Source organism: Cupriavidus cauae (assembly GCF_008632125.1).
In the GTDB taxonomy this organism is placed as follows: domain Bacteria; phylum Pseudomonadota; class Gammaproteobacteria; order Burkholderiales; family Burkholderiaceae; genus Cupriavidus; species Cupriavidus cauae.
Window position 1 is genome coordinate 31,290 of the sequence record NZ_VWRN01000019.1, and the last position, 20,368, is coordinate 51,657.

Genomic DNA, 20,368 nt, shown 5'->3' on the forward strand with positions numbered 1-20,368 from the left:
TATGTGAGCCGGCCGTCATCGCGCGTGGGACTCCGCCTGCCGGGTATCGACCTCGACCCGCACCGACATGCCGGGCCGCAGCCGCGCCGCGAGGGGTTGGTCCGGATCGATGGCGATGCGCACCGAGATCCGTTGCGCGACCTTGACGAAGTTGCCGGTGGCGTTGTCCGGCTGGATCACCGCGAACTCCGAGCCTGCCGCCGGCGCCAGCTGCTCGACATGGCCGGTCAGCCGCGCATCGTCGAGCCCGTCGACGCGAAAGCTCGCCGGCTGGCCGGGCGCCATGTGCGAGGTCTGCGCCTCCTTGTAGTTGGCGATGACCCACAGCGTCGGCGGCACCAGGAACATCGCCTGCGTGCCGGCCGTCACGTACTGGCCCAGGCGCGCGCCGATCTGGCTCAGTTGCCCGTCCTGCGGGGCGCGCAGCACCGTGTTGGCCAGATCGATCTCGGCGAGCTTCAACGCCGCGCGCGCCGCTTCGACCGCCGCCTGCAATCCCTCGCGGCTGACCGCGACGGCCTGCACGTCCTGGCGGGCGATCTCGGCGGCGGCGCGGGCCTGGCGCACGGCGGCCTCGGCCTGCCGCAGCGCGGCGCGGGTCTGGTCGCGCTCGCGCAGCGAGACCGATCCGTCGGCCACCAGCTCGTCGACCCGCCGCATATCGGCCTGGGCCCTGAGCAGTTGCGCCTGCGCGTTGGCCAGGCTCGCCTGCTGCGCCAGCACCGTGGCCTCGCGCGAGCGGCGCGTCTGGTCGGTGTTGCTCAGGTTGGCGATCTGCGTGTCCAGGTTCGCGCGGGCCTGCTCGACGCGCTGCCGATAGATGCGATCGTCGATCTTCAGCAGCACCTGTCCCGCCTTGACCTGCTGGAAGTCGCGCACCGGCACGTCGACCACATAGCCGCTGACCTGCGGGCTGATCACCGTGGTCTGGCCGCGCACATAGGCGTTGTCGGTGCTCTGGATCACGTGCGTGAAGGGCGGGAGTCCCCACGCGTACAGGATGATCAGGATGCTGGCCAGCGCGATCGCGACGACGATGATCGTGGCCCGACGCGTGCCCTTGGGCGGCGACCAGCCGGTCGGCGGGGCGGAGGCCTGCTGCGGTACCTCGACGGGATCCTGCAGACGCTCGGGCGAGTCGGGCTGCGCGGACTTCTGCGCGTTCGTTTGCGCGGAAGCAGCGGGGCCGGGTTCGCGGTTCGGCGTTTGGTCGGTCACCGGTGGCTCCAGATGTTGTTGTTATTGCTGGCGTTGCCGCATCCGTGCCATCGCTTCCAGCGGCTCGGCCATCGGGTTGTGGCCGCGGATGCGATCGCGGATGTAGAGCGCCAGCAGCCAGACGAAGGTGGCGGACGCGATGATGCCGATTATCAGGAAGACGTCGTTGAACGCCAGCACATTGGCCTCGCGCGTGACCTGCTGCGCCAGCAGCGCCGAGCCCTCGGCCTGCCGCAGCGTGGGGTCGGTCAGCACGCGTCCGTAGGCGCCGCCGAGCGCCTGGATGCGCGCCGCGTCGAGCGGGTCGGTCAGCGTGATCGACTGCACCAGCGAATGCGAGTGGAATTTCTCGCGATAGATCTGGAAGGTGCCAAGCAGCGCGGAGCCGGCAAGCCCGCCGAGCGATTGCGTGATGCCGAACAGCGCCGAGAAGCTGACGATATGGCTCATGCCCTTCGACAGCGCGCGCAGCATGCCGATCAGCAGCGTCGGCCCCATGAAATAGACCGCGGCGAAGGCGATCAGCGCCTGGCTCAGGTACATGTTGGCCGGGCGCGTCAGGTTGTTCGAATGCGCGTCCATGAAGGCGCCGATCGCGATCAGCAGCAGTGAGATGCGGATCGGCCGTTCCAGGTTCAACGGGTTGACCGTCAGCGCGCTGAGGACGAGGCCGGCGATGCTCGCCAGCGAGACCACCACGTACAGCGGAACCAGCTGGTCGTTGCCCATGCCGAGCGCGGTCAGCAGGCCGACCGCGCCGTAGGCCTGCTCGGACAGCAGCACGCGCACGGCGATGGCGACCAGCGCGAAGCGCAGCATCGCACTGCTGCCGAGCCAGCGGGTATTGAGCAGCGGATTGGCGCGGTTGTGCTCGATCCACAGCGCGGCGGTGATCAGCGCGACCGCGCCGCACAGCGCGTACCCGAGCCACGCGGCCTCGGTCCACCACAGGATGCGGCCCTGGCTCAGCACCGCGCACAGCAGCGCCATGCCGGGCGCGAACAGCGCGAAGGTCACGAAGTCCAGCTTCTCGAAAGCCCGGATGCGCTCGCTGGGCGGCAGCCGCAGCAGCGCCACCGCGACCAGCGACAGCAGCGCCAGGCCGAGTTCAAACAGGTAGAGCGCCTTCCAGTTGCCTGCTTCGAGCATGCCGGAGGTGAACACGCGCGCGAGCGGTGTGGCCAGCTGCGGCACGCCGATGCCGAGCACGATCGCCTTGAGCCGGTGCGCCGCCGGCATCGACTGGATCATGTAATACAGCGCCAGCGTGCTCAGCCCGCTGGCCGCGATGCCGTTGGCCGCGCGTACCAGCAGCGCGGTCTCGAAGGTATGGACGAAGATGTGGGCAAGCGTGATGACCACATAGCCGAGCAGGAACAGCCGCGCGAACTGCTGCAGGCCGTATTGCTGCCGGAACTTGATCAGCAGCATGCTGGCGCAGACGTTGGTCATCACGTAGACCGTCGACAGCCACGCGGCCTGATCGCTGTAGAGGCCGAAGACCCCCTGGATATTGTTCAGGTTGGCGATCACCAGCGCGTTGCCGAAGCCGGCGGTCAGGCCGATCAGCACGCCGACGCAGAAATAGCCGACGCGCCTTGGCGTCGGATGATCGGGCGTCGCAGGGGAGCCCGGAACGGTGGGCCGCTCGTGCGGTTTGAACTGGTATTCGGCCGTGGCAGCGCCCATTGGCATGACGGGGAAGCGGGTTCAGCGAAGGTCCAGCGGGTTCGATCATTGCCGCTGCGGGGCTGAAGTGTCAAGCGATGAGGTAGCCGTCAGGCAAAGGCGCGTGGGGAAGGGAGGTCGGCCTCGGTCGGCCAAAATGGCGATGGCCGGGATCGAAGTCCCGGCCATCCGTGGGCTGCAGTGGGTCTGCCGTCAGGCCGCCATCGCGCGCCGTTCATCCTCGGTCAGCTGCGGACCGTCGAGCGTCACGCGCGAATCGTCGTGGCGGAACTTGCGGATGATGGGCTTGAGTTCCTCCTTGATATGGTCCTCGCTGTAGCCGTTGAACAGGTGGCCGAGCAGGCCGCGGCGCAGATCGCTGGTGCCCATCAGCCAGTCGGCGATCGGGAAGGTCAGGTTCATGTTGTAGTGCATCATGATTCCCTGGTTGTGGTGCGCGGTATGGTGCCGGCGGATCGTGTTGATGAACGGCATATTGCGCACGAACCAGTTGTCATGGACGTGGCAGCAGTAGTGGAATACTTCGTAGACCAGGTAGTGCCCGACCATCGTCATGAAGACGATGTACGCCGCGTTGGCATTGATCAGCAGATAGGCCAGGTAGCCGAGCACACCGCCGCCGACGCCCAGCGTGATCAACACGCGCCAGGGGAAGAACACGATGCGGAATTCGCGCGTGGTGTCGATGGTGGGCTCGATATCGGTGAAGTACTGGTGATGCTGACGCGTGTGCCGCTCGTAGATGGCGCGCAACGCGAACACGTCGATGCGCCGGTGCATCACGTACTTGTGCATGAACCATTCGACCAGGTTGCCGGCGAGAAAGACCGGCAGCACCAGCAGCCACTCCCACGTCGCGTTTTCCAGCTTCGTCGCGCAGTAGTAGAGCGCGGCGATGCCGGCGGCGAAGATCACGCCGATATGCAGCAGGCCGTTGTACAGCGGGCTGATATCGGCCTTGTATTGCTCGCGGAATTTGCGTTGGCGTTCGCTCATCATGATGGTTGTCTCCTGTCTTTGGCGTACTGACATCGTACTAATATATTAGTGGTATATGGTTCGATGTCAAACGATTTGTGCCATCCGCTCGTGCCAAACGATGTCTCGCTGCTGCCTGCCGCTCCAAGAAAACGGCCCTCGCAAGCGAGGGCCGTGGGAAGCGGTCGTCCACGCGTCGGCGCGGACGACATCGCATGTTCGTTCAGCTCGACACTTCCTCCAGGCACTTGCCCTTGGTCTCGATGCCGAGCCACAGCACGGTGATCGCGGCAATTGCGAACGACAGCGCGCCCAGCGTGAAGATGCCGCCCTGGCCGGTGATCGGCAGCAGCACGCCGACCAGATACGGGCCGACCAAAGAGCCGATGCGGCCGATCGACGAGGCGAAGCCCGATCCCGTTGCACGCGAGCGCGTCGGATACAACTCGGGCGTGTAGGCATACAGCACGGACCACATGCCGAACAGGAAGAACTGCATGCACAGGCCGGCGGCGATCAGCTGCTCGACCGGCAGCTTCAGCACGGCGGCCTGGCCGTACAGATAGGCGGACGCGGCGCTGCCCAGCAGCATCAGCGCGCAGGTCGGCTTGCGCCCCCATTTCTCCAGCAGCCACGCCGAGAAGATGAAGCCCGGAATGCCGGCCAGCGAGATATAGACCGTGTACAGCACCGACTTGGTGACCGCGTAGCCGGCCTGCTGCAGCAGTGCGCCAAGCCACGTGGTCAGCCCGTAGTAGCCGAGCAGCGCGAAGAACCAGATGCCCCACAGCATCACGGTGCGTTTGGCGTACGGACCTTTCCACAGTTCGCCGAACATGGCCTTGCGGTCGTGCACGGTAGCGGGCGCGAAGCCTTCCTGTACCGCCGGCAGCGGCTTGCCGCTGGCACGCTCGACGCGTGCCTCGATGCCGGCCATCACGGCCTCGGCTTCGCGTTGCCGTCCCGCCCCTTCGAGCCAGCGCGGGGATTCCGGGACCATCCGGCGCACCACGAAGACGAACGCGGCCGGCAGCGCCATCGCGATGAAGATGCCGCGCCAGCCGATCACCGGCAGCGTCAGATACGCCAGCAATCCCGCCGCGATAAAGCCGATCGGCCAGAAGCCCTCGAGGATTGCGACATACTTGCCGCGGCTCCTGGCCGGCACGATCTCGGAGACCATCGACAGCCCGATCGGGAACTCCATGCCCATGCCGAAGCCGAGCAGCACGCGGTACAGCATCAGCGCCGTCACGCTGTCCGCGAGCCCGCACATCAGGCTGCCCACGCCCCAGAAGATCATGCTGACCTGGAACACCGGCTTGCGGCCGAAGCGGTCGGCCAGCATGCCGGCCACCGCCGCGCCGGCAAACATGCCGAGAAAGCTCGAGCTGGCCAGCAGGCCGGTCTGCGCCGCGCTCAGGCCGAACTCGGCCTTGATCGAGCCGAGCACGAAGGTCATCATGCCCAGGTCCATCGAATCGAAGAACCATGCGGTGGCGATGATGCCGAACAAGGTGCGCTGATAGCGGGTCATGGGAAGGCGCTCGAGTCGCGCCGCGACTCCGGGGGTCAGCGCCACACTGCCTGCCGACATGTCCATGGTTGTCTCCTGTCGTTGTCGTGGGGCCGCCTGTTGGCGGTCTGGCTAATATATTAGATGGATGCGATAGGTATGCAAACCGTGTGTGGCAGAACGCGGGCCGCGCTGGCGTCCGCGGTGCCGGGTGGTCGCCCGGAAAGCGTTATTCGGCGCGGCTTGCCGGGCGAAGCTCCGGATTTGCCCTAAGGCGCCGCCTTAAGCGGCTTTAAGCGGCTTTAAGCGGCCTTAAGCGGTCTTAAGCCGCCTGTTTCGCGGCCGCGGCGCGGCCATGGGCGGCGAGTTCGCCGCGCCACGCGTGCTCGATCACGCGCGCATAGGTGCCCGGCACGTCGTCGACGGGGAACGCCTGCGCCAGCCGCGTGACGGCCAGTGCGTCGCGCGTCAGCGCGGGCAGCGCTTCGCGCGGGACGCCGAAGGCCTGCAGGTTCGAGGGGATGTCGAGCGCGTCGATCAGATTGCGCACGGCCAGCGGCACGCCGGCGATGCGCGCCTCGTCGCTGCCCTGGTCGAGGCCGAACAGCGGCGCCAGCGCCAGCAGATCGGCACCGCGCGTAGTACGCAGCGCGTCCAGTACATAGGGCAGCATCACGGCGTTGGTGCTGCCATGCGAACGGTGGGTCAGGCCCGCGACGGCATAGGCGATGCCATGTACCGCGTTCAGCCCGGCGCTGCCGTAGGACAGCGCGGCGTAGAGGCTGGCATAGGACATGCCGACGCGTGCCGCGATGTCGCGAACGACAGCGTCACCGCTGTCGCCGTCGCCCCCCTTGCCGCTGTCGCGGTAGGCGCGCAGCAGGTAGCGGCTGCACAGCGCGATCGCCTCGCGGGCGAACAGCATGGTCAGCGCCGAACGTCCGCTATAACCGGGATCCGCGTTGCCTTGCCGTGGATAAGCCGCGCTGTCGACGGTCAGGTACGACTCGATCGCATGCGTCAGCGCATCGATGCCCGCATCCGCGGTCACGCGCGGCGGACAGGTATAGGTGAACTCGGGGTCGATCAGCGCGATCTGCGGACGCAGCGCGTTGTCCATCACCGCGATCTTGGTCGCGTTGTCGGGATCGACGAGGATCGCGCCCGGCGTCGCCTCCGAGCCCGTGCCGGAGGTGGTCGGCAGCGCCACCAGCGGGATCGGCCGCATGCCGGCGGGCAACGTACCGGCGAAGTCGCGCACCGGCCGGCCTTCCAGCAGCGTCAGGCTCAGCGCCTTGGCGAGGTCGATATTGCTGCCGCCGCCGAGCGCCACCAGATGGTCCGGGACACGGCGGCCCAGCCGCTTGCGCAGCGCGAGCGTGGCCTCGTCGCACAGCGTTGTGCTGGGATCCGGCATGCCGCCGTCGTAGACCACCGTCTCGATGCCCGCGGCGCGCGCGGCCTCGATGTACTCGCCGACCCACGGCGTGCGTCCGGTGAAGAAGGGATCGGTGACGAGCACGCCGTGGCGATGGCCGAGCCGCTGCAGCAGCGCCGGCAATTGCGCGCGCGTACCGGGGCCGACGATCAGGCGCGCCGGCGCGCAGAAATAGACCAGGTCTTCGATTCTCATGGCAACTCCAGCGGGATGGACGAAGGAAGGGCGGTTGATCCGGCAGGGCGCATCGAATCGGCGAGCTGCTGCAACCAGGGCAGCGCGAGCTCGGCGACGGCAACGGCATGGCCGGTCAGCAAACCGTGGCCCGCCAGTTCGATGGTGGCCAGCCGGCTGCCAGGCAAACCATCGGCCAGCGCCTGCGCGTGCGCCCATGGGCAATCGCCGTCGTCGCGGCCATGAATGACCAGGGCCGGCATCGGCAGCGAGGGCAAGCGCGAACGCTGATCGCTTCCCCGGATCGCCTGCCACGTCCGCGCGACGGCGGCGTGGTCGGCTGCCTCGCTCAAGCCGAGCCGACGCTCGCGCGCGGCGATCTCGTCCATCAGCGCCGTACCCTCATCGGCGTGAAACCAGCGCGTCTCGCACAGGGCAGGGGAGCCCGACAGCAACAGCAGCGCGAGCGGTGCGCGTTCATCGCGATAGCGGTCGGCGTACTCGAGCGCCACCGACACGCCCATGCTCCATCCCGCCAGCACGAAGGGCCGCGCCTCGGCATGCCGCTGCACGACCTCGCGTACCGCGGCCGCATAACGCTCCAGCGTGTATCCGTCGACGGTGCCGGGCCGCGGCGCCGCCCCCCGTCCCTGCAGATTCGGCAGCACGAAGGTACAGAGCGCGCTCAGGCGCTGCGCCACCCGCAACCACGCCGCCCGCGTGCCCTGGATGCCGTGCAGCGCCACGACGCACAACGGCCCGCTGCCGACTTCGATCACGTCCATGGAGTCTGCTGCCATGGTGTCTCCTGTACATCTAATATATTAGATGGATCATAGTAGTGGACGCCGGTGAGTAAACGCAAGCGGGATGTCTCTGTCGTGGACCGTTCCGGGCGCGCGGCGCCATGAATCGTCTCCGGTCTGACGGACCGGGCGCGCGATTTTCACTGGAATGCCCATGTGCAACGTTTGCTGAAAATGGTCATTCCTGTGAAAACCAGTCGGAGCCCGGGGGGGCCGCGCCTCCCCCGAAAATGACTCATATACAATTTGCATTCGTCAAACATGCAAACGACGTCAATGGTCAAGAAAGCGGCGACAGTCAGGCGGGCGGCAGCGACCCATGTCGAGGACGAAGGTAGCGAGAACGGGGCGGGGCCGCGCGGGCGGCTGACGGATCAGGCCTATCGGTGGATCGAGGAAGCGATCGTCACGTTGCAGCTCGCGCCCGGTTCGTCGGTCTCCGAATTCCAGTTGAGCGAGATGACCGGTATCGGCCGCACGCCGATCCGCGAGGCGATACAGCGGCTGGCGCGCGAGCATCTGATCGTGGTGCTGCCGCAGCGCGGCCTGCTGATTCCGCCGATCGACGTGGCCAAGCAATTGCGGCTGCTGGAAACGCGTCGGGAGGTCGAGCGGCTGATCTGCCGCAGTGCGGCGCGCCGCGCCACCGTCGAGGAACGCCAGGCTTTCCGGCGGCTTGCCGCGGAGTTCGAGCGCTCGGTCAAGAAGGCGGATGAAGTGGCCTTCGTGCGCGCCGATGCGGGCTTCAACGAACTGTGTCTGCAGGCCGCGCGCAACGAGTTTGCCGAGGGCGCGATGCGGCTGATGCATGGGCTGTCACGCCGCTTCTGGTATTTTCACTACAAGCAGGCCGCCGATCTTCCCGAGATGGCGCGCCTGCACGCCCGTGTCGCCGCTGCCATCGCCGAGGGCGATGTCGAAGGCGCGGGCGCGGCGCTCGACGCGCTGCTGGACAATATCGAGGACTTTACCCGCGCGACCGTGCTGGGCGACCGCCGCTAGGGGTTGCCGGACCAGGCCCAGGCGAGGCCACCGCAACACCAGGGCAGCGCCGACGCAGAGCTCGGTGTGCCAAGGCAAGCCTTGGCAGACCCAGCAAGCAGGCCAAGGCAAGGCTCGCCACGGCCAAGGCCACGGCCACGGCAGGCCAACGGCGTCCAGCCGGCACGGCGCGGGTATGCAAACAAGGAAACCACCAACGCATGCCAAGCCGCCAGATTCGCCCGCTTCGACTGATCCCGGCCCTGCTGTGCAGCCTGCTGACGGCCACCGCCGTCGCACAATCGCCAACGTCCCCCACGTCGCCCACTTCGCCCACTTCGCCCACTTCGCCCACTTCGCCCACTTCGCCCACTTCGCCCACTTCGCCCACTTCGCCCACTTCGCCCACTCCGCTCGCATCGACCGATCCGGTCCCGGCCGCGGTCGAGGTCCGCAACCTGACGACACCGACCACCTGCGCCGAAGAGGACAACGTCTCCTTCGCGCTGTCGGCCCCGTCCATCCAGCGCTTCCGCGTCGAGGCGCTGCATCCCGCCTACATCGGCAAGATCCGCAAGGACAGCTCGGCGCCGGACTTCTCGGGCTGCAATTTCGGCGATACCCCGCATCCCACCGATCCGCGCCACACCTTCAAGCCGCGCAAGGTTCGTCTGTATGATGGCAAGGACCTCGCGATCGTCGGCATCACCTTCGACAGCTTCTGGCGGCCCCAGCGCGTGCCTGTCACCGTCGGCGGGCGCAAGGATGGCGGTTTTCATCTGATCCAGTTCTTCGACAAGCGCAAGGGCCCCAAGGGCAAGGTCGTCGAGACCGAGGTGCTGGTGCTCTATCCCTCGGACGGCTACTGGCGCGCCAAGCCGCTGCCCGCGGCGCACCTGCCCGACAACGCCTATGGCTCCTCGTTCCTGATGGGGCCGGTACAGCAGGACCTGCGGCCGATCGTCGATATCGCCCACATCGATATCGATCCGCGCCAACGCACCATCGGCCTGCGCTTTACCGCCGGGGGCGAGGCACAGGTGGCGATCCGCGAGATCAGCCGCACGCGCACCGCGCTCGATGTCGCCTTCCACCCGCCGTATCGCGCGCAAGCGCCGTTCGCGATGCTGCGCTCGATGTACGTGACCGAGGACAACGCCGACATGAGCCGCGTCAGCTGGCAGGACCCGGCGGGGCAGGCGCGCGACGCCACGGTCGCGGAGGTGTCGACCTGGCAGGCCGGCGACGTCCGCTTCGGACGCACCGTCCCGTCGCGGCACAACACCAGCGCACCGGACATCCGCTTCAGCGATTTCCGCTGACGTGCCGGCACGGCCTGCCGTCTTTTGTAATTCCGGGCAACGGAAGCACGAAGCGGCGGGCGCGCGGTGGCATCGCAATGCGCGGAACGAACTTTGCTTGAGGGACGGGTTGGCCGTACCGCCCCCCGCAGCCTTGCGCCGGGCGATACGAACCGAGCCGCCATCAGGAGACCGCCGTGAACCAAGCCGCCCGTCCCTTTGCCGTCGTCACCGGTGCCTCGTCGGGCATCGGCTTCGAGCTTGCGCGCTGTTGTGCGATGCAAGGTTACGATCTGCTGATCGCGGCCGACGAGCCCGCCATCGACACCGCGGCGGTGGCCCTGCGCGATGCCGGCATGGCCGTCGATGCGCTGTGCGTGGACCTGGCCGATCCGGCCGGCGTCGAGGCGCTGTATCGCGCCACGAAGGGGCGTCCCGTCGACGTGCTGTGCGCCAACGCGGGCCGCGGCCTGGGCCGCGCCTTTCTCGACCAGGACTTCCGCGACATCCAGCGCGTGGTCGAGACCAATGTCACCGGCACGCTGGACTTGCTGCATCGCATCGGCCGCGACATGCGCGACCGCCGCACCGGCCGCATCCTGATCACCGGCTCGATCGCCGGCTTCATGCCGGGCACCTATCAGGCCGTCTACAACGCGACCAAGGCCTTCCTCGATTCCTTCTCGTTTGCGCTGCGGCACGAATTGCGCGATTGCGGGGTCACGGTGACCTGCCTGATGCCGGGCGCGACCGAGACCGATTTCTTCGAGCGCGCCGACATGCTCGACACGCGGCTGGGCCAGCAGAAGAAGGACGACCCTGCCGAGGTCGCGCGCGAGGGCTTCGAGGCGATGCTGCGGGGCGACGGCGACGTCGTCACCGGGTGGCAGAACAAGCTGCGCGCCGCGATCTCGAACGTGACACCGGCCGATCTGCTGGCCGAGCAGCACCGCCGCATGGCCGAGCCCGGCGGCGGCATGGAGCGGTGAGCCCGAGGAAGCGAAGGCTCGCCGCGCGCCAAATCGTCATTAAGGACCATTGCATAGCGGCCTTGCGCGTACTAGCGTCGTAGTTGTCGTTCCCCACCGCCGCCGTTCCGGCGCCCCATCCGCGCCGGCGGACGTTCGCATCCCGGGCACCGAGCCAGCCCTGCCAGCTGATGCCCGACAACAAGGAGACAGCCATGCGACAGCGCACGACCTTCGATCCCGCCCTTCCCGCATCCCCGCCGCGCAGACGCCCCCGCGGCTGGCTGATGATGGCCACCGCCGCGCTGTTGCTGTCCGCGTGCGGCGGCGACGATGACGACGACCACCATGGCCACAAGCCGCCGCCCCCACAACCGGTGGCGGGCTGTGAGCTGAATGGCACGACCGGCGGCGAAGTGATCGTGCTGCCCGGCGAGCCCGGCGCCCCCGAGGTCGCCACCGGCTACGCGCCGAAGCGCACGGTCTATGCGAAGACGTACATGGCGGTGACCAACAATCCGGTGTCGACCAAGGTCGCCTGCGACATCCTGAAGGACGGCGGCACCGCGGTCGATGCGGCGGTGGCCGCGCAGATGGTGCTGAACCTCGTCGAGCCGCAGTCGTCCGGCATCGGCGGCGGCGCCTTTATCATGCATTACGACGCGCAGACGAAGAAGGTCATCGCCTACGACGGCCGCGAAACCGCGCCCTCCGGAGCCGACGAGAACTATCTGCGCTGGAAGTCCTCGACCGACCAGACCCCGCCGCTGCCCAACGCGGTGCGCAGCGGCCGCTCGATCGGCACGCCGGGCACGCTCCGCGTGCTCGAACTCGCCCATCGCGACTACGGCAAGAAGACCTGGAAGGAACTGTTCTCGCCGGCGATCAAGCTGGCCACCGACGGCTTCGCGATTCCGCCGCGCATGGCCGCGTCGATCTCCAGCGCCACCACCGTGCAGAACATCAAGCGCGATCCGGAGATGGCGGCCTACTTCCTGAACCCCGACGGCACGCCGCGCGCGGTCAATACGATCCTGAAGAACCCGGCGCTGGCGCAGACCTTCACCGCGGTGGCCGAGGGCGGGGCCGATGCCTTCTACAAGGACGGGCCGATCGCTCGCGCCATCGTCGACAAGATCCGCACCACCTACGATGGCGGCACCACGCCGGGCGTGACCACGCTCGACGATCTCGCCAACTACCAGGCCAAGAAGCGCGAGCCGGTCTGCACCACCTATCGGCAATACGAGATCTGCGGCATGCCGCCGCCGTCCTCGGGCGGCATCGCGGTCGGGCAGATTCTCGGCATCCTCGAGAACTTCGACATGGCCAGCCATGCGCCCACCAGCATGGACCAGAACGGCGGAAAGCCCAGCGTTACCGGCGTGCACCTGGTCGGCGAGGCCGGCAACCTGGCCTATGCGGATCGCAACCAGTACGTGGCCGACACCGACTTCGTGCCGTTGCCCGGCGGCAGCCCGGACACGATGCTCAACAAGAGCTATCTGGCCCAGCGCGCCGGCATGATCAGCCTGACCGCGGCGATGCCGCGGCCCGTGCCGGCCGGCAACTTCGGTGGGGCGCCGATGGGGGCGCCGATCATCGCCGAGCGCGGCACCACGCATCTGTCGCTGGTCGACAAGTACGGCAACGTGGTGGCGATGACGACGACGATCGAATCGGGACTGGGCTCGTACCACATGACCGGCGGCTTCCTGCTGAACAACGAGCTGACCGATTTCAGCGCGGAGCCGGTCGATGCGAACGGGGCGCAGATCGCCAATCGCGTGCAGCCGCTGAAGCGCCCGCGCAGCTCGATGTCGCCGACGCTGGTGTTCGAGCGCAAGGGCGACGGCAGCCGCGGCGACTTCAAGATGACCACCGGTTCGCCGGGCGGGGCCACCATCATCCAGTACGTCGCCAAGACGCTGGTCGGCGTGCTCGACTGGAAGATGGACGCGCAGCAGGCGGTGTCGATGATCGACTTCGGCTCGAACAACGCGACGATGATCGTCGGCGGCGAGCATCCGAACGTCGATACCAGCACGCCGCAGGGCGGACTGCCCGGCGACAACGATCCGCTGGTCAAGGGCCTGCGCAATCTGGGCCATACCGTCAGCGTGGGGAACCAGTCCAGCGGCCTGAGCGCGATCGTGCGGGAGACGATCGGCGGGGCGCCGGCGCTGGTCGGCGGTGCCGATCCGCGGCGCGAGGGCGTGGTGCTGGGCGATACGTTCCGGCCGTGATGTCGGCGCGCTAGCGCCCTGGTCGTGCGGCGGGCCGGATCCTGTGCGAGCAGGTCCGGCCCGCTGCGCTTGCATTGCCGCTGCGGACCCGGGGAATCCCGGTGTGGCCGCGTGCAGCGCCGGCGCAGCCCCGCGGCACCGCGCCCCTGCGCCCGGTACAATGCCCGCTTTCCGCCCGCCCTGATTTCTTATCCCCCTCGCTCCCATGACCACGCTAGGAACGCCCCTTTCTCCCCGCGCCACCAAAGTGATGCTGCTCGGCTCCGGAGAGCTCGGCAAGGAAGTGCTGATCGCCCTGCAGCGGCTCGGCGTCGAAACCATCGCGGTCGACCGCTACGACCGCGCGCCGGGCCAGCAGATCGCGCACCACGCGCGCACCATCGCGATGAGCGACCCCGACCAGCTGAAGGCGCTGATCGAGGCCGAGCGGCCCGACCTGGTGGTGCCCGAGATCGAGGCGATCGCCACGCCGATGCTCGAAACGCTGGAAGCGGCAGGCACGGTCCGCGTGATTCCGACCGCCCGCGCCGCGCGCCTGACGATGGACCGCGAGGGCATCCGCCGCCTGGCGGCCGAGACGCTGGGCCTGCCGACCAGCCCGTATCGCTTCTGCGATTCGCTGCAGGAACTGCGCGAGGCCATCGACGGCGGCATCGGCTACCCGTGCGTGGTCAAGCCGGTGATGAGCAGCTCGGGCAAGGGCCAGAGCAAGCTCGACGGCCCGCAGGATGTCGAGCGGGCGTGGGAATACGCGATGGCCGGCGGGCGCGTCAGCCACGGCCGCGTGATCGTGGAAGGCTTCATCGATTTCGATTACGAGATCACGCTGCTGACCGTGCGCGCCCGCGGCGCCGACGGCAGCATCGAGACGCATTTCTGCGAGCCGATCGGCCATCTGCAGCAGGCCGGCGATTACGTCGAGAGCTGGCAGCCGCATCCGATGCATCCCGCCGCGCTGCAGAAGGCGCGCGAAATCGCCCGCGCGGTGACTGGCGACCTCGGCGGGCAGGGCCTGTTCGGCGTCGAGCTGTTCGTCAAGGGCGAGCAGGTCTGGTTCAGCGAGGTCAGCCCGCGCCCCCACGATACCGGCATGGTGACGATGATCACGCAGTGGCAGAGCGAGTTCGAACTGCATGCGCGCGCGATTCTCGGCCTGCCGGTCGATACCACGCTGAAGAGCCCGGGCGCCAGCGCGGTGATCTATGGCGGCGTGGACGGCGAGGGCGTGGTGTTCGATGGCGTCGACCAGGCGCTGCGCGTGCCGCGCACCGATCTGCGCCTGTTCGGCAAGCCGGAGAGCTTCGCCAAGCGCCGCATGGGCGTGGCGCTCGCCTACGACGTCGACGTCGAGGCCGCGCGGGCCAACGCGCGCGAAGCGGCGGGCAAGGTCGTGCCGCGGCTGCCGGACTGATCCACCGCCCGCGGCAGCCACATGCCGACCCACAGCCCGCGCGGCAAGGCATTGCGCGCCGCGATGCCACCGCCGTGCGCCGCGATGCTCGCCATGGCGATGCTCAGGCCAAGCCCGGAGCCCTCACTGTCCGGCCGCGCGCCGTCGCGGACCCGATAGAAGGGCTCGAACAGGTGCGGCAGCGCGTCGGGCGGCACGCCCGGCCCGCCATCGACGATATCGAGTTCGAGGCGATCGCCTGCGGTGCGCAGCGTCACGCGGATCGGCGCGCCCGGATCGGTATGCCGGATCGCGTTGCGCAGCACGTTGTCGATCGCGCTGGACAGGCGCACGCGGTCTCCCATCACCATGGCGGGCGGCGGCGCGGTCCATTCGACGGAGACGCCGCGCGCCGCGGCTTCGAAACGGGCGTCCTCGACCACGGCGTCCACCACGCCGACCAGTTCCAGCGGCTGCAACGGCAGCCCCTTGGCGCCGAGCCGGGCCAGCGTCAGCGTATGCGCGACCAGGCCGTCGAGCCGCTCGATCTCGCGTTCGATCCGATCGAGCTGCACCGACAGCCGGCCATCGTCGCGCCTGGCCAGTTCGCTCGACACCTGCAGCCGCGCCAGCGGCGAGCGCAGTTCATGGGCGATATTGCGCAGCATCCGTTCACGCGATCTGACCAGCGCCTCCAGCCGCGCCGCCATGCTGTCGAAGTCGCGCGCCAGATGGCCGAGTTCGTCGGCACGCGAGGCCATCGCGGGCGGCATGCGCGCGCGCAGATCGCCGCCGGCCAGGGCACGGACCGCCTCGCGCAGGCTCCGCACCGGCGCCGTGACATGGCGCGTCAGCGCCCAGCACAGCGGCGCGCTGACCGCCAGCGCGAACAGGCCCAGCGCCAGCATCACCGGCGACAGGTGCAGCATCTCCCAGCGCGAGGAATCGAACGGCAGGAAGACCATCAGCAGGTCCTCGCCATCAGGCAGCGGGATCGCCTGCGGGTCCCACCATGACACGCTGGCGCCGGGCGCGAGCGGCAGCGTGCCGCGATCGTGGTCGAGCGGCGCGCTCGCGTCGAGCGCATGGCGCGGGCGTTCCAGCGTACTGACCCAGTCATGGACCCGTGTCGGCAGGCGGCGGCCGAGGATGTCGACGTTGTGCTCGTCGACCAGGTAGATCTGCAGCGCCGAAAAGCGCGAGTCCATCGCGCGCACCCAGCGTTCCAGACCCGGCCGGCCCTGCGTGCGCGCGATCTGCAGCGCGTCGTAGGTCAGGCTGGCGGGATTGAGGCCGTCCAGTGCCTGGAAGCGATACCAGGCGACCGACGCGGTCAGCGCCATGCCGATCGCCACGATCGCGGCCATGCCGGCCCAGAAGGCGAGGAAGTTGCGCCAGAACAGCGGCAGCGAGGCCATCGTCACGCCACCAGCACGTAGCCGCGTCCGCGCTGGTTGCGGATCGCGGTCTTGGTCGCGGAGCCGTCCCCGCCGAGCTTGCGGCGCAGGCTGCTGATATGCGTGTCGATGCTGCGGTCGTAGCGGTCGGGCACGCGCCCCAGCGCGTACTGGCCGAGCTGTTCGCGCGCCACCACCTGGCCGGCCGAGCGCATCAGCATTTCGAGAATCCGCGTTTCCGTGCCCGTCAGCGAGGCCTCGCCATGGGCCTGCGTGACCTTGCCGGAGACCACGTGCAAGGTCAGCCCGCCGACCCTCAGCGTGTCGGCCCCGCTGTCCGGTGTCGAGTCGAAGCGGCGCAGTACCGCGCCGATGCGCGCCTTCAGTTCGCGCGGGCTGAACGGCTTGGCCAGATAATCGTCGGCGCCCAGCTCCAGCCCGATCACGCGATCGGTCTCGTCGCCATGCGCGGTGAACATGATGACCGGGCGCTGCGAACGCGCGCGATGCCGGCGCAGCAGTTCGAGCCCGTTGCCGTCGGGCAGCATCAGATCGAGCAGCGCCAGGTCGTGGTCGCCGCGCGCGAGCAGCGCCTCGCCGTCGGCGCCGCGATGTGCGATCGAGAATTGCCAGCGCTCCGGCTCGAAATACTCGCGCAGCATCTGCGTCAGTTCGACGTCGTCGTCGATCAGCAGGATGCGGCGGGGCGCGTCGGGCGAGCGTACTTGCATGCGTGTCGAAGGGGTGAAGCACCGTCCCGGCGGCGCGATCGTGCGCCACGTCAAGAAGTGCAAAGAAGTCAAAAGCTGTCCAAAGCTCGTTGATGAGCCCGGCGGGCCACATTCTAATATGAGAATGATTGTCATTCACAGAATCGGCCGCGTACGACGTGCCGGGCATACGGGGAAATCGCGAGCATGAGCAGTAGCAGCAACGACATGGGCAGCGGCGCGGCCAGCGGCAGCGCGAGCGTGATGACGGTAAGGACGGGGACAACTGGAACGACCGGGACGACTGGAACGACGCGCCACCGGGCAACGACTCGGCGACGAAAGCTGCGCGCGGTGGCAAGGGTCGCGGCGATGCTGTGCGCGGGCGGCGGCGGATGGATGGCAGGCGGTGCGCTGGCGCAGCAAGCCGCCGGCGAGGCGATCTCGCCGGCAACACGCGCCACATCGGCCACACCGGCCACACTGGCCGCGCCAGCCACACCAGCCACGCTGGAAACCGTGGTCGTCACCGCCTCCGGCTACGAGCAGCAGATCAAGGAGGCGCCCGCCTCGATCTCGGTGATCACGCGCGAGGAACTCGAGAAGGGCGCCTATCGCGATATCAACGACGCGCTGATCGGCGTGCCCGGCGTGGTCGTCACCGGGGGCGCCGACCGCCAGGACATCAGCCTGCGCGGCATGGGCGCCAAGTACACGCAGATCCTGATCGACGGCAAGCGCCAGAATTCGCGCGAGACCCGCACCAATTCCGACAGCGCCGGGGTCGAGGGCGGCTGGACGCCGCCGCTGGCCGCGATCGAACGGATCGAGGTGGTGCGCGGCCCGATGTCCTCGCTGTATGGCTCCGACGCGATGGGCGGCGTGATCAACATCATCACGCGCAAGGTGCCGAAGCGATGGACCGGCGAGGTGCGCACCGACGCCACGCTGCAGCAGCACAGCCACTCCGGCAACATCTACCAGGGCAATTTCTATCTGGCCGGCCCGCTGCAGACCGACCTGCTGGGCCTGCAGCTGTACGGCCAGTACACGCACCGCGAAGAGGACCACATCCCCTACGGATTTCGCGGCCGCGACACGCGCAACATCACGGCGAAACTCGCGCTGACGCCGAACCGCCATCACGACATCGTGCTCGAGGCCACCTCGATGCGGCAGAACATCGAGGAGACGCTGGGCAGGACCGTGGCGCCGCTGCCGCCCGGCGCGAGCTGCCCGCGCACCGGCTGCCCGGCATCGTCCGAGACCGACTACCGCAGCGAGAAATACGCGCTGTCGCACACCGGCCGCTGGGGCTTCGCGACCTCGGACAGCTATATCCAGCAGGAGGAGTTCGACAACCGTACGCGCCGGATGAAGATCCGGAATCTGGACATGCGCACCAGCTGGACGATGCCGCTCGGCAACCACATGCTCACCGTCGGCGCGAACTATCTGAACCAGCGCCTGAACGACCAGACCGGCAACCAGATCGCCGGCGGCCCGAACCAGGTCGAGCGCTATCAATGGGCGCTGTTCGCCGAGGACGAATGGCGGCTGACCGAGCGCTTTGCGCTGACCGGCGGCCTGCGCATGGACAAGGACGAGAAGTTCGGCGACCACTACAGTCCGCGCCTGTACGGCGTCTGGCAGGTGGCCGACCGCTGGACCGTCAAGGGCGGCGTCTCGACCGGCTTCCGCGCGCCCGACCTGCGCCAGACCGTGGCGGGCTGGGGCCAGACCAGCCGCGGCGGCAATATGTACGGCAACCCGGACCTGAAGCCCGAGACCTCGGTCACGCAGGAAATCGGCCTGCTGTACGACAACGGCACCGGCTTCCACGCCGGCTTCACGGTGTTCAACAACGACTTCAAGGACAAGATCACCCGCGTCGCCTGTCCGCTCACGCAGTGCACCGATGGACCGAACCAGTTCGGCGCCAATCCGACCACCTACATGAACGTCGACAAGGCGTACTCGCGCGGCATCGAGGCGAACCTGAAGTGGCCACTGGCGCGCGACTGGTCGCTGGTCGGCAGCTATACCTTCACCAAGTCCGAGCAGGAGAGCGGCCAGTACCAGGGCCAGCCGCTGAACCAGCTGCCGAAACACCTGCTGACCGCGACGCTGAACTGGCAGGCCACCGGCGCGCTGCGCGCCTGGACCCGCGTCAACTATCGCGGCAAGGAAAGCCAGCCGATCACCGGGCCGTCGTCGAGCACCGTGGTGGCGCCGTCGTACACCTTCGTCGACCTCGGCGCTACCTATGCGGTCAACAAGAACGTGTCGGTGTTCACCGGCATCTACAACCTGTTCGACAAGTCGGTCCGCTATGCCGACTACGGCTATGTCGAAGACGGCCGGCGCTACTGGATGAGCGTCTCGGTCAAGTTCTGAGGAGTGGCCATGCAATCGATTCCGTTCACGATGTCCGCTGCGACGCGGGCCTTGCGCCGCGCCCCTGCCGGCGCGCTCGCCGCGGCGTGCGTTGCGTCTTCTGCGTTCTGCTGCGTCGCCATTGCGGCGGCACCGTCCGCACCGCCCGCACCGGCGGCATCGGCGGCACCGGTGGCAACGCTCCCCGCCACCGGAACCACGCTGTCGATCGCCCATGCAAAAGGCACCACGACGCTGCCGGCGCAGCCGGCCAAGGTGGTCACGATGGACCTGGCCGCGCTCGATACGCTGGACGCGCTCGGCGTGCCGGTCGCGGGCGTTCCCGCCACGACGCTACCCCCGCATCTGGCCCGCTATCGCAGCGACAGCGTGGTCAAGGTCGGCACGCTGTTCGAACCGAACCCGGCCGTGATCGAGGCGATCGCGCCAGGCCTGATCGTCGTCGGCGGACGGTCGGCGAAGCAGTACGAGGCGCTGTCCCGTCTCGCGCCGACGGTGGACCTGAGCATCGATCGCGCCGACCGCATCGGCAGCATCGCACGCCATGCCGAGAGCCTGGGCCGCGTGTTCGGCCGGCAGCAGCCGGCGGCGACCGCGGTGCAGGCGCTGCGCGCCGGCGTGGAGACGCTGAAGCAAAAGGCCGCCACCGCGGGCACCGCGCTGGTGGTGCTGACCGCGGGCGAGAACATCAGCGCGCAAGGGCCGGGCTCGCGCTTCGGCACCGTGCACGACGCGTTCGGCTTCCAGGCCGCGCTGCCGGATCTGAATCCGGAGGGCAGGGGAACGAAGCTGACGGTGCAGCAGATCCGCGACGCCAATCCCGACTGGCTGTTCGTGATCGACCGCGACGCGGCGGTCGGCAAGCCGCCCTCGGCGGCGCTGGCCTCGCTCGACGGCGGCGCACTGGGGCGCAATGCCGCCGGCAAGCCGGTGCGCGTGGTCAGGCTCGATCCGATCCTGTGGTACCTGATGGATGGCGGTGGGCTGCGCGGCATGCAGCTGACGGTGCGGCAACTGAGCGACGCGATCGGCAGCGCAACGGCGCAAGGATCCGCGGCACCGGCGATCGCGGCAAGCGAGCGCTTTTTGCAGCGTTAGGCCAGCGCCAACCCAGCGCCAGCCCGCATGAGGCCAGCGTCAGGCCAGCGTGAGGTCAGCG

At 68.4% G+C, this 20,368-nt stretch carries 15 protein-coding genes; 7 read left to right on the top strand and 8 right to left on the bottom strand.

Annotated elements, in window-relative coordinates; genetic code table 11:
• Positions 1–15: 15 nt before the first annotated feature.
• The 6 genes from F1599_RS05630 to F1599_RS05655 all read right to left on the bottom strand — a co-directional run bounded on the left by F1599_RS05630 (position 16) and on the right by F1599_RS05655 (position 7,813).
• Positions 16–1,218, bottom strand: coding sequence for an HlyD family secretion protein (locus tag F1599_RS05630; RefSeq protein WP_150082470.1), 1,203 nt, complete (start codon positions 1,216–1,218; stop codon positions 16–18).
• Between the two features lie 21 nt (positions 1,219–1,239).
• Positions 1,240–2,907 carry an MFS transporter gene (locus tag F1599_RS05635; RefSeq protein ID WP_150082471.1) on the bottom strand — a complete coding sequence of 556 codons (1,668 nt, stop codon included), beginning with the start codon at positions 2,905–2,907 and terminating at the stop codon, positions 1,240–1,242.
• Positions 2,908–3,099: 192 nt separating this feature from the next.
• A complete protein-coding gene (locus F1599_RS05640) occupies positions 3,100–3,906 on the bottom strand; it encodes a sterol desaturase family protein (RefSeq protein WP_149316288.1) in 807 nt (268 codons plus the stop codon).
• A 202-nt stretch (positions 3,907–4,108) separates the two neighbouring features.
• Positions 4,109–5,488 (bottom strand): MFS transporter, encoded by a 1,380-nt coding sequence (locus tag F1599_RS05645; protein ID WP_150082472.1) that lies wholly within the window; start codon positions 5,486–5,488, stop codon positions 4,109–4,111.
• Positions 5,489–5,723: 235 nt separating this feature from the next.
• Positions 5,724–7,034 (bottom strand): iron-containing alcohol dehydrogenase, encoded by a 1,311-nt coding sequence (locus F1599_RS05650; protein ID WP_150082473.1) that lies wholly within the window; start codon positions 7,032–7,034, stop codon positions 5,724–5,726.
• Complete coding sequence (locus tag F1599_RS05655; protein ID WP_223819496.1) at positions 7,031–7,813, bottom strand: alpha/beta fold hydrolase; 783 nt, start codon at positions 7,811–7,813, stop codon at positions 7,031–7,033. Before F1599_RS05655 ends, F1599_RS05650 begins: the two co-directional genes overlap by 4 nt.
• A 282-nt stretch (positions 7,814–8,095) precedes the next feature.
• Between F1599_RS05655 and F1599_RS05660 the strand changes: the two genes are divergently transcribed.
• The 5 genes from F1599_RS05660 (at position 8,096) to purT (ending at position 14,726) form a co-directional block, all read left to right on the top strand.
• Positions 8,096–8,821: a GntR family transcriptional regulator gene (locus F1599_RS05660; RefSeq protein ID WP_149316521.1), complete on the top strand. Its 726-nt coding sequence runs from the start codon at positions 8,096–8,098 to the stop codon at positions 8,819–8,821.
• A gap of 200 nt (positions 8,822–9,021) precedes the next feature.
• The gene (locus F1599_RS05665) at positions 9,022–10,122 is read left to right on the top strand and encodes a hypothetical protein (RefSeq protein ID WP_150082474.1); all 1,101 of its coding nucleotides are present in this window, start codon (positions 9,022–9,024) and stop codon (positions 10,120–10,122) included.
• 176 nt (positions 10,123–10,298) lie between these two features.
• Positions 10,299–11,090 carry an SDR family NAD(P)-dependent oxidoreductase gene (locus tag F1599_RS05670; protein WP_150082475.1) on the top strand — a complete coding sequence of 264 codons (792 nt, stop codon included), beginning with the start codon at positions 10,299–10,301 and terminating at the stop codon, positions 11,088–11,090.
• Between the two features lie 194 nt (positions 11,091–11,284).
• Complete coding sequence (locus F1599_RS05675) at positions 11,285–13,315, top strand: gamma-glutamyltransferase family protein (RefSeq protein ID WP_150082476.1); 2,031 nt, start codon at positions 11,285–11,287, stop codon at positions 13,313–13,315.
• 205 nt (positions 13,316–13,520) lie between these two features.
• The gene (gene purT / locus F1599_RS05680; protein ID WP_150082477.1) at positions 13,521–14,726 is read left to right on the top strand and encodes a formate-dependent phosphoribosylglycinamide formyltransferase; all 1,206 of its coding nucleotides are present in this window, start codon (positions 13,521–13,523) and stop codon (positions 14,724–14,726) included.
• Here purT and F1599_RS05685 read toward each other — a convergent pair.
• Both F1599_RS05685 and F1599_RS05690 read right to left on the bottom strand, forming a co-directional pair.
• Positions 14,648–16,123 carry a sensor histidine kinase gene (locus F1599_RS05685; RefSeq protein WP_150082478.1) on the bottom strand — a complete coding sequence of 492 codons (1,476 nt, stop codon included), beginning with the start codon at positions 16,121–16,123 and terminating at the stop codon, positions 14,648–14,650. The genes purT and F1599_RS05685 overlap by 79 nt on opposite strands.
• A gap of 2 nt (positions 16,124–16,125) precedes the next feature.
• Positions 16,126–16,833 carry a response regulator transcription factor gene (locus F1599_RS05690; protein WP_150082479.1) on the bottom strand — a complete coding sequence of 236 codons (708 nt, stop codon included), beginning with the start codon at positions 16,831–16,833 and terminating at the stop codon, positions 16,126–16,128.
• Between the two features lie 378 nt (positions 16,834–17,211).
• Between F1599_RS05690 and F1599_RS05695 the strand changes: the two genes are divergently transcribed.
• Complete coding sequence (locus tag F1599_RS05695; RefSeq protein WP_395895012.1) at positions 17,212–19,209, top strand: ligand-gated channel protein; 1,998 nt, start codon at positions 17,212–17,214, stop codon at positions 19,207–19,209.
• 9 nt (positions 19,210–19,218) lie between these two features.
• Positions 19,219–20,307: a siderophore ABC transporter substrate-binding protein gene (locus F1599_RS05700; protein ID WP_150082480.1), complete on the top strand. Its 1,089-nt coding sequence runs from the start codon at positions 19,219–19,221 to the stop codon at positions 20,305–20,307.
• Positions 20,308–20,368 lie beyond the last annotated feature (61 nt).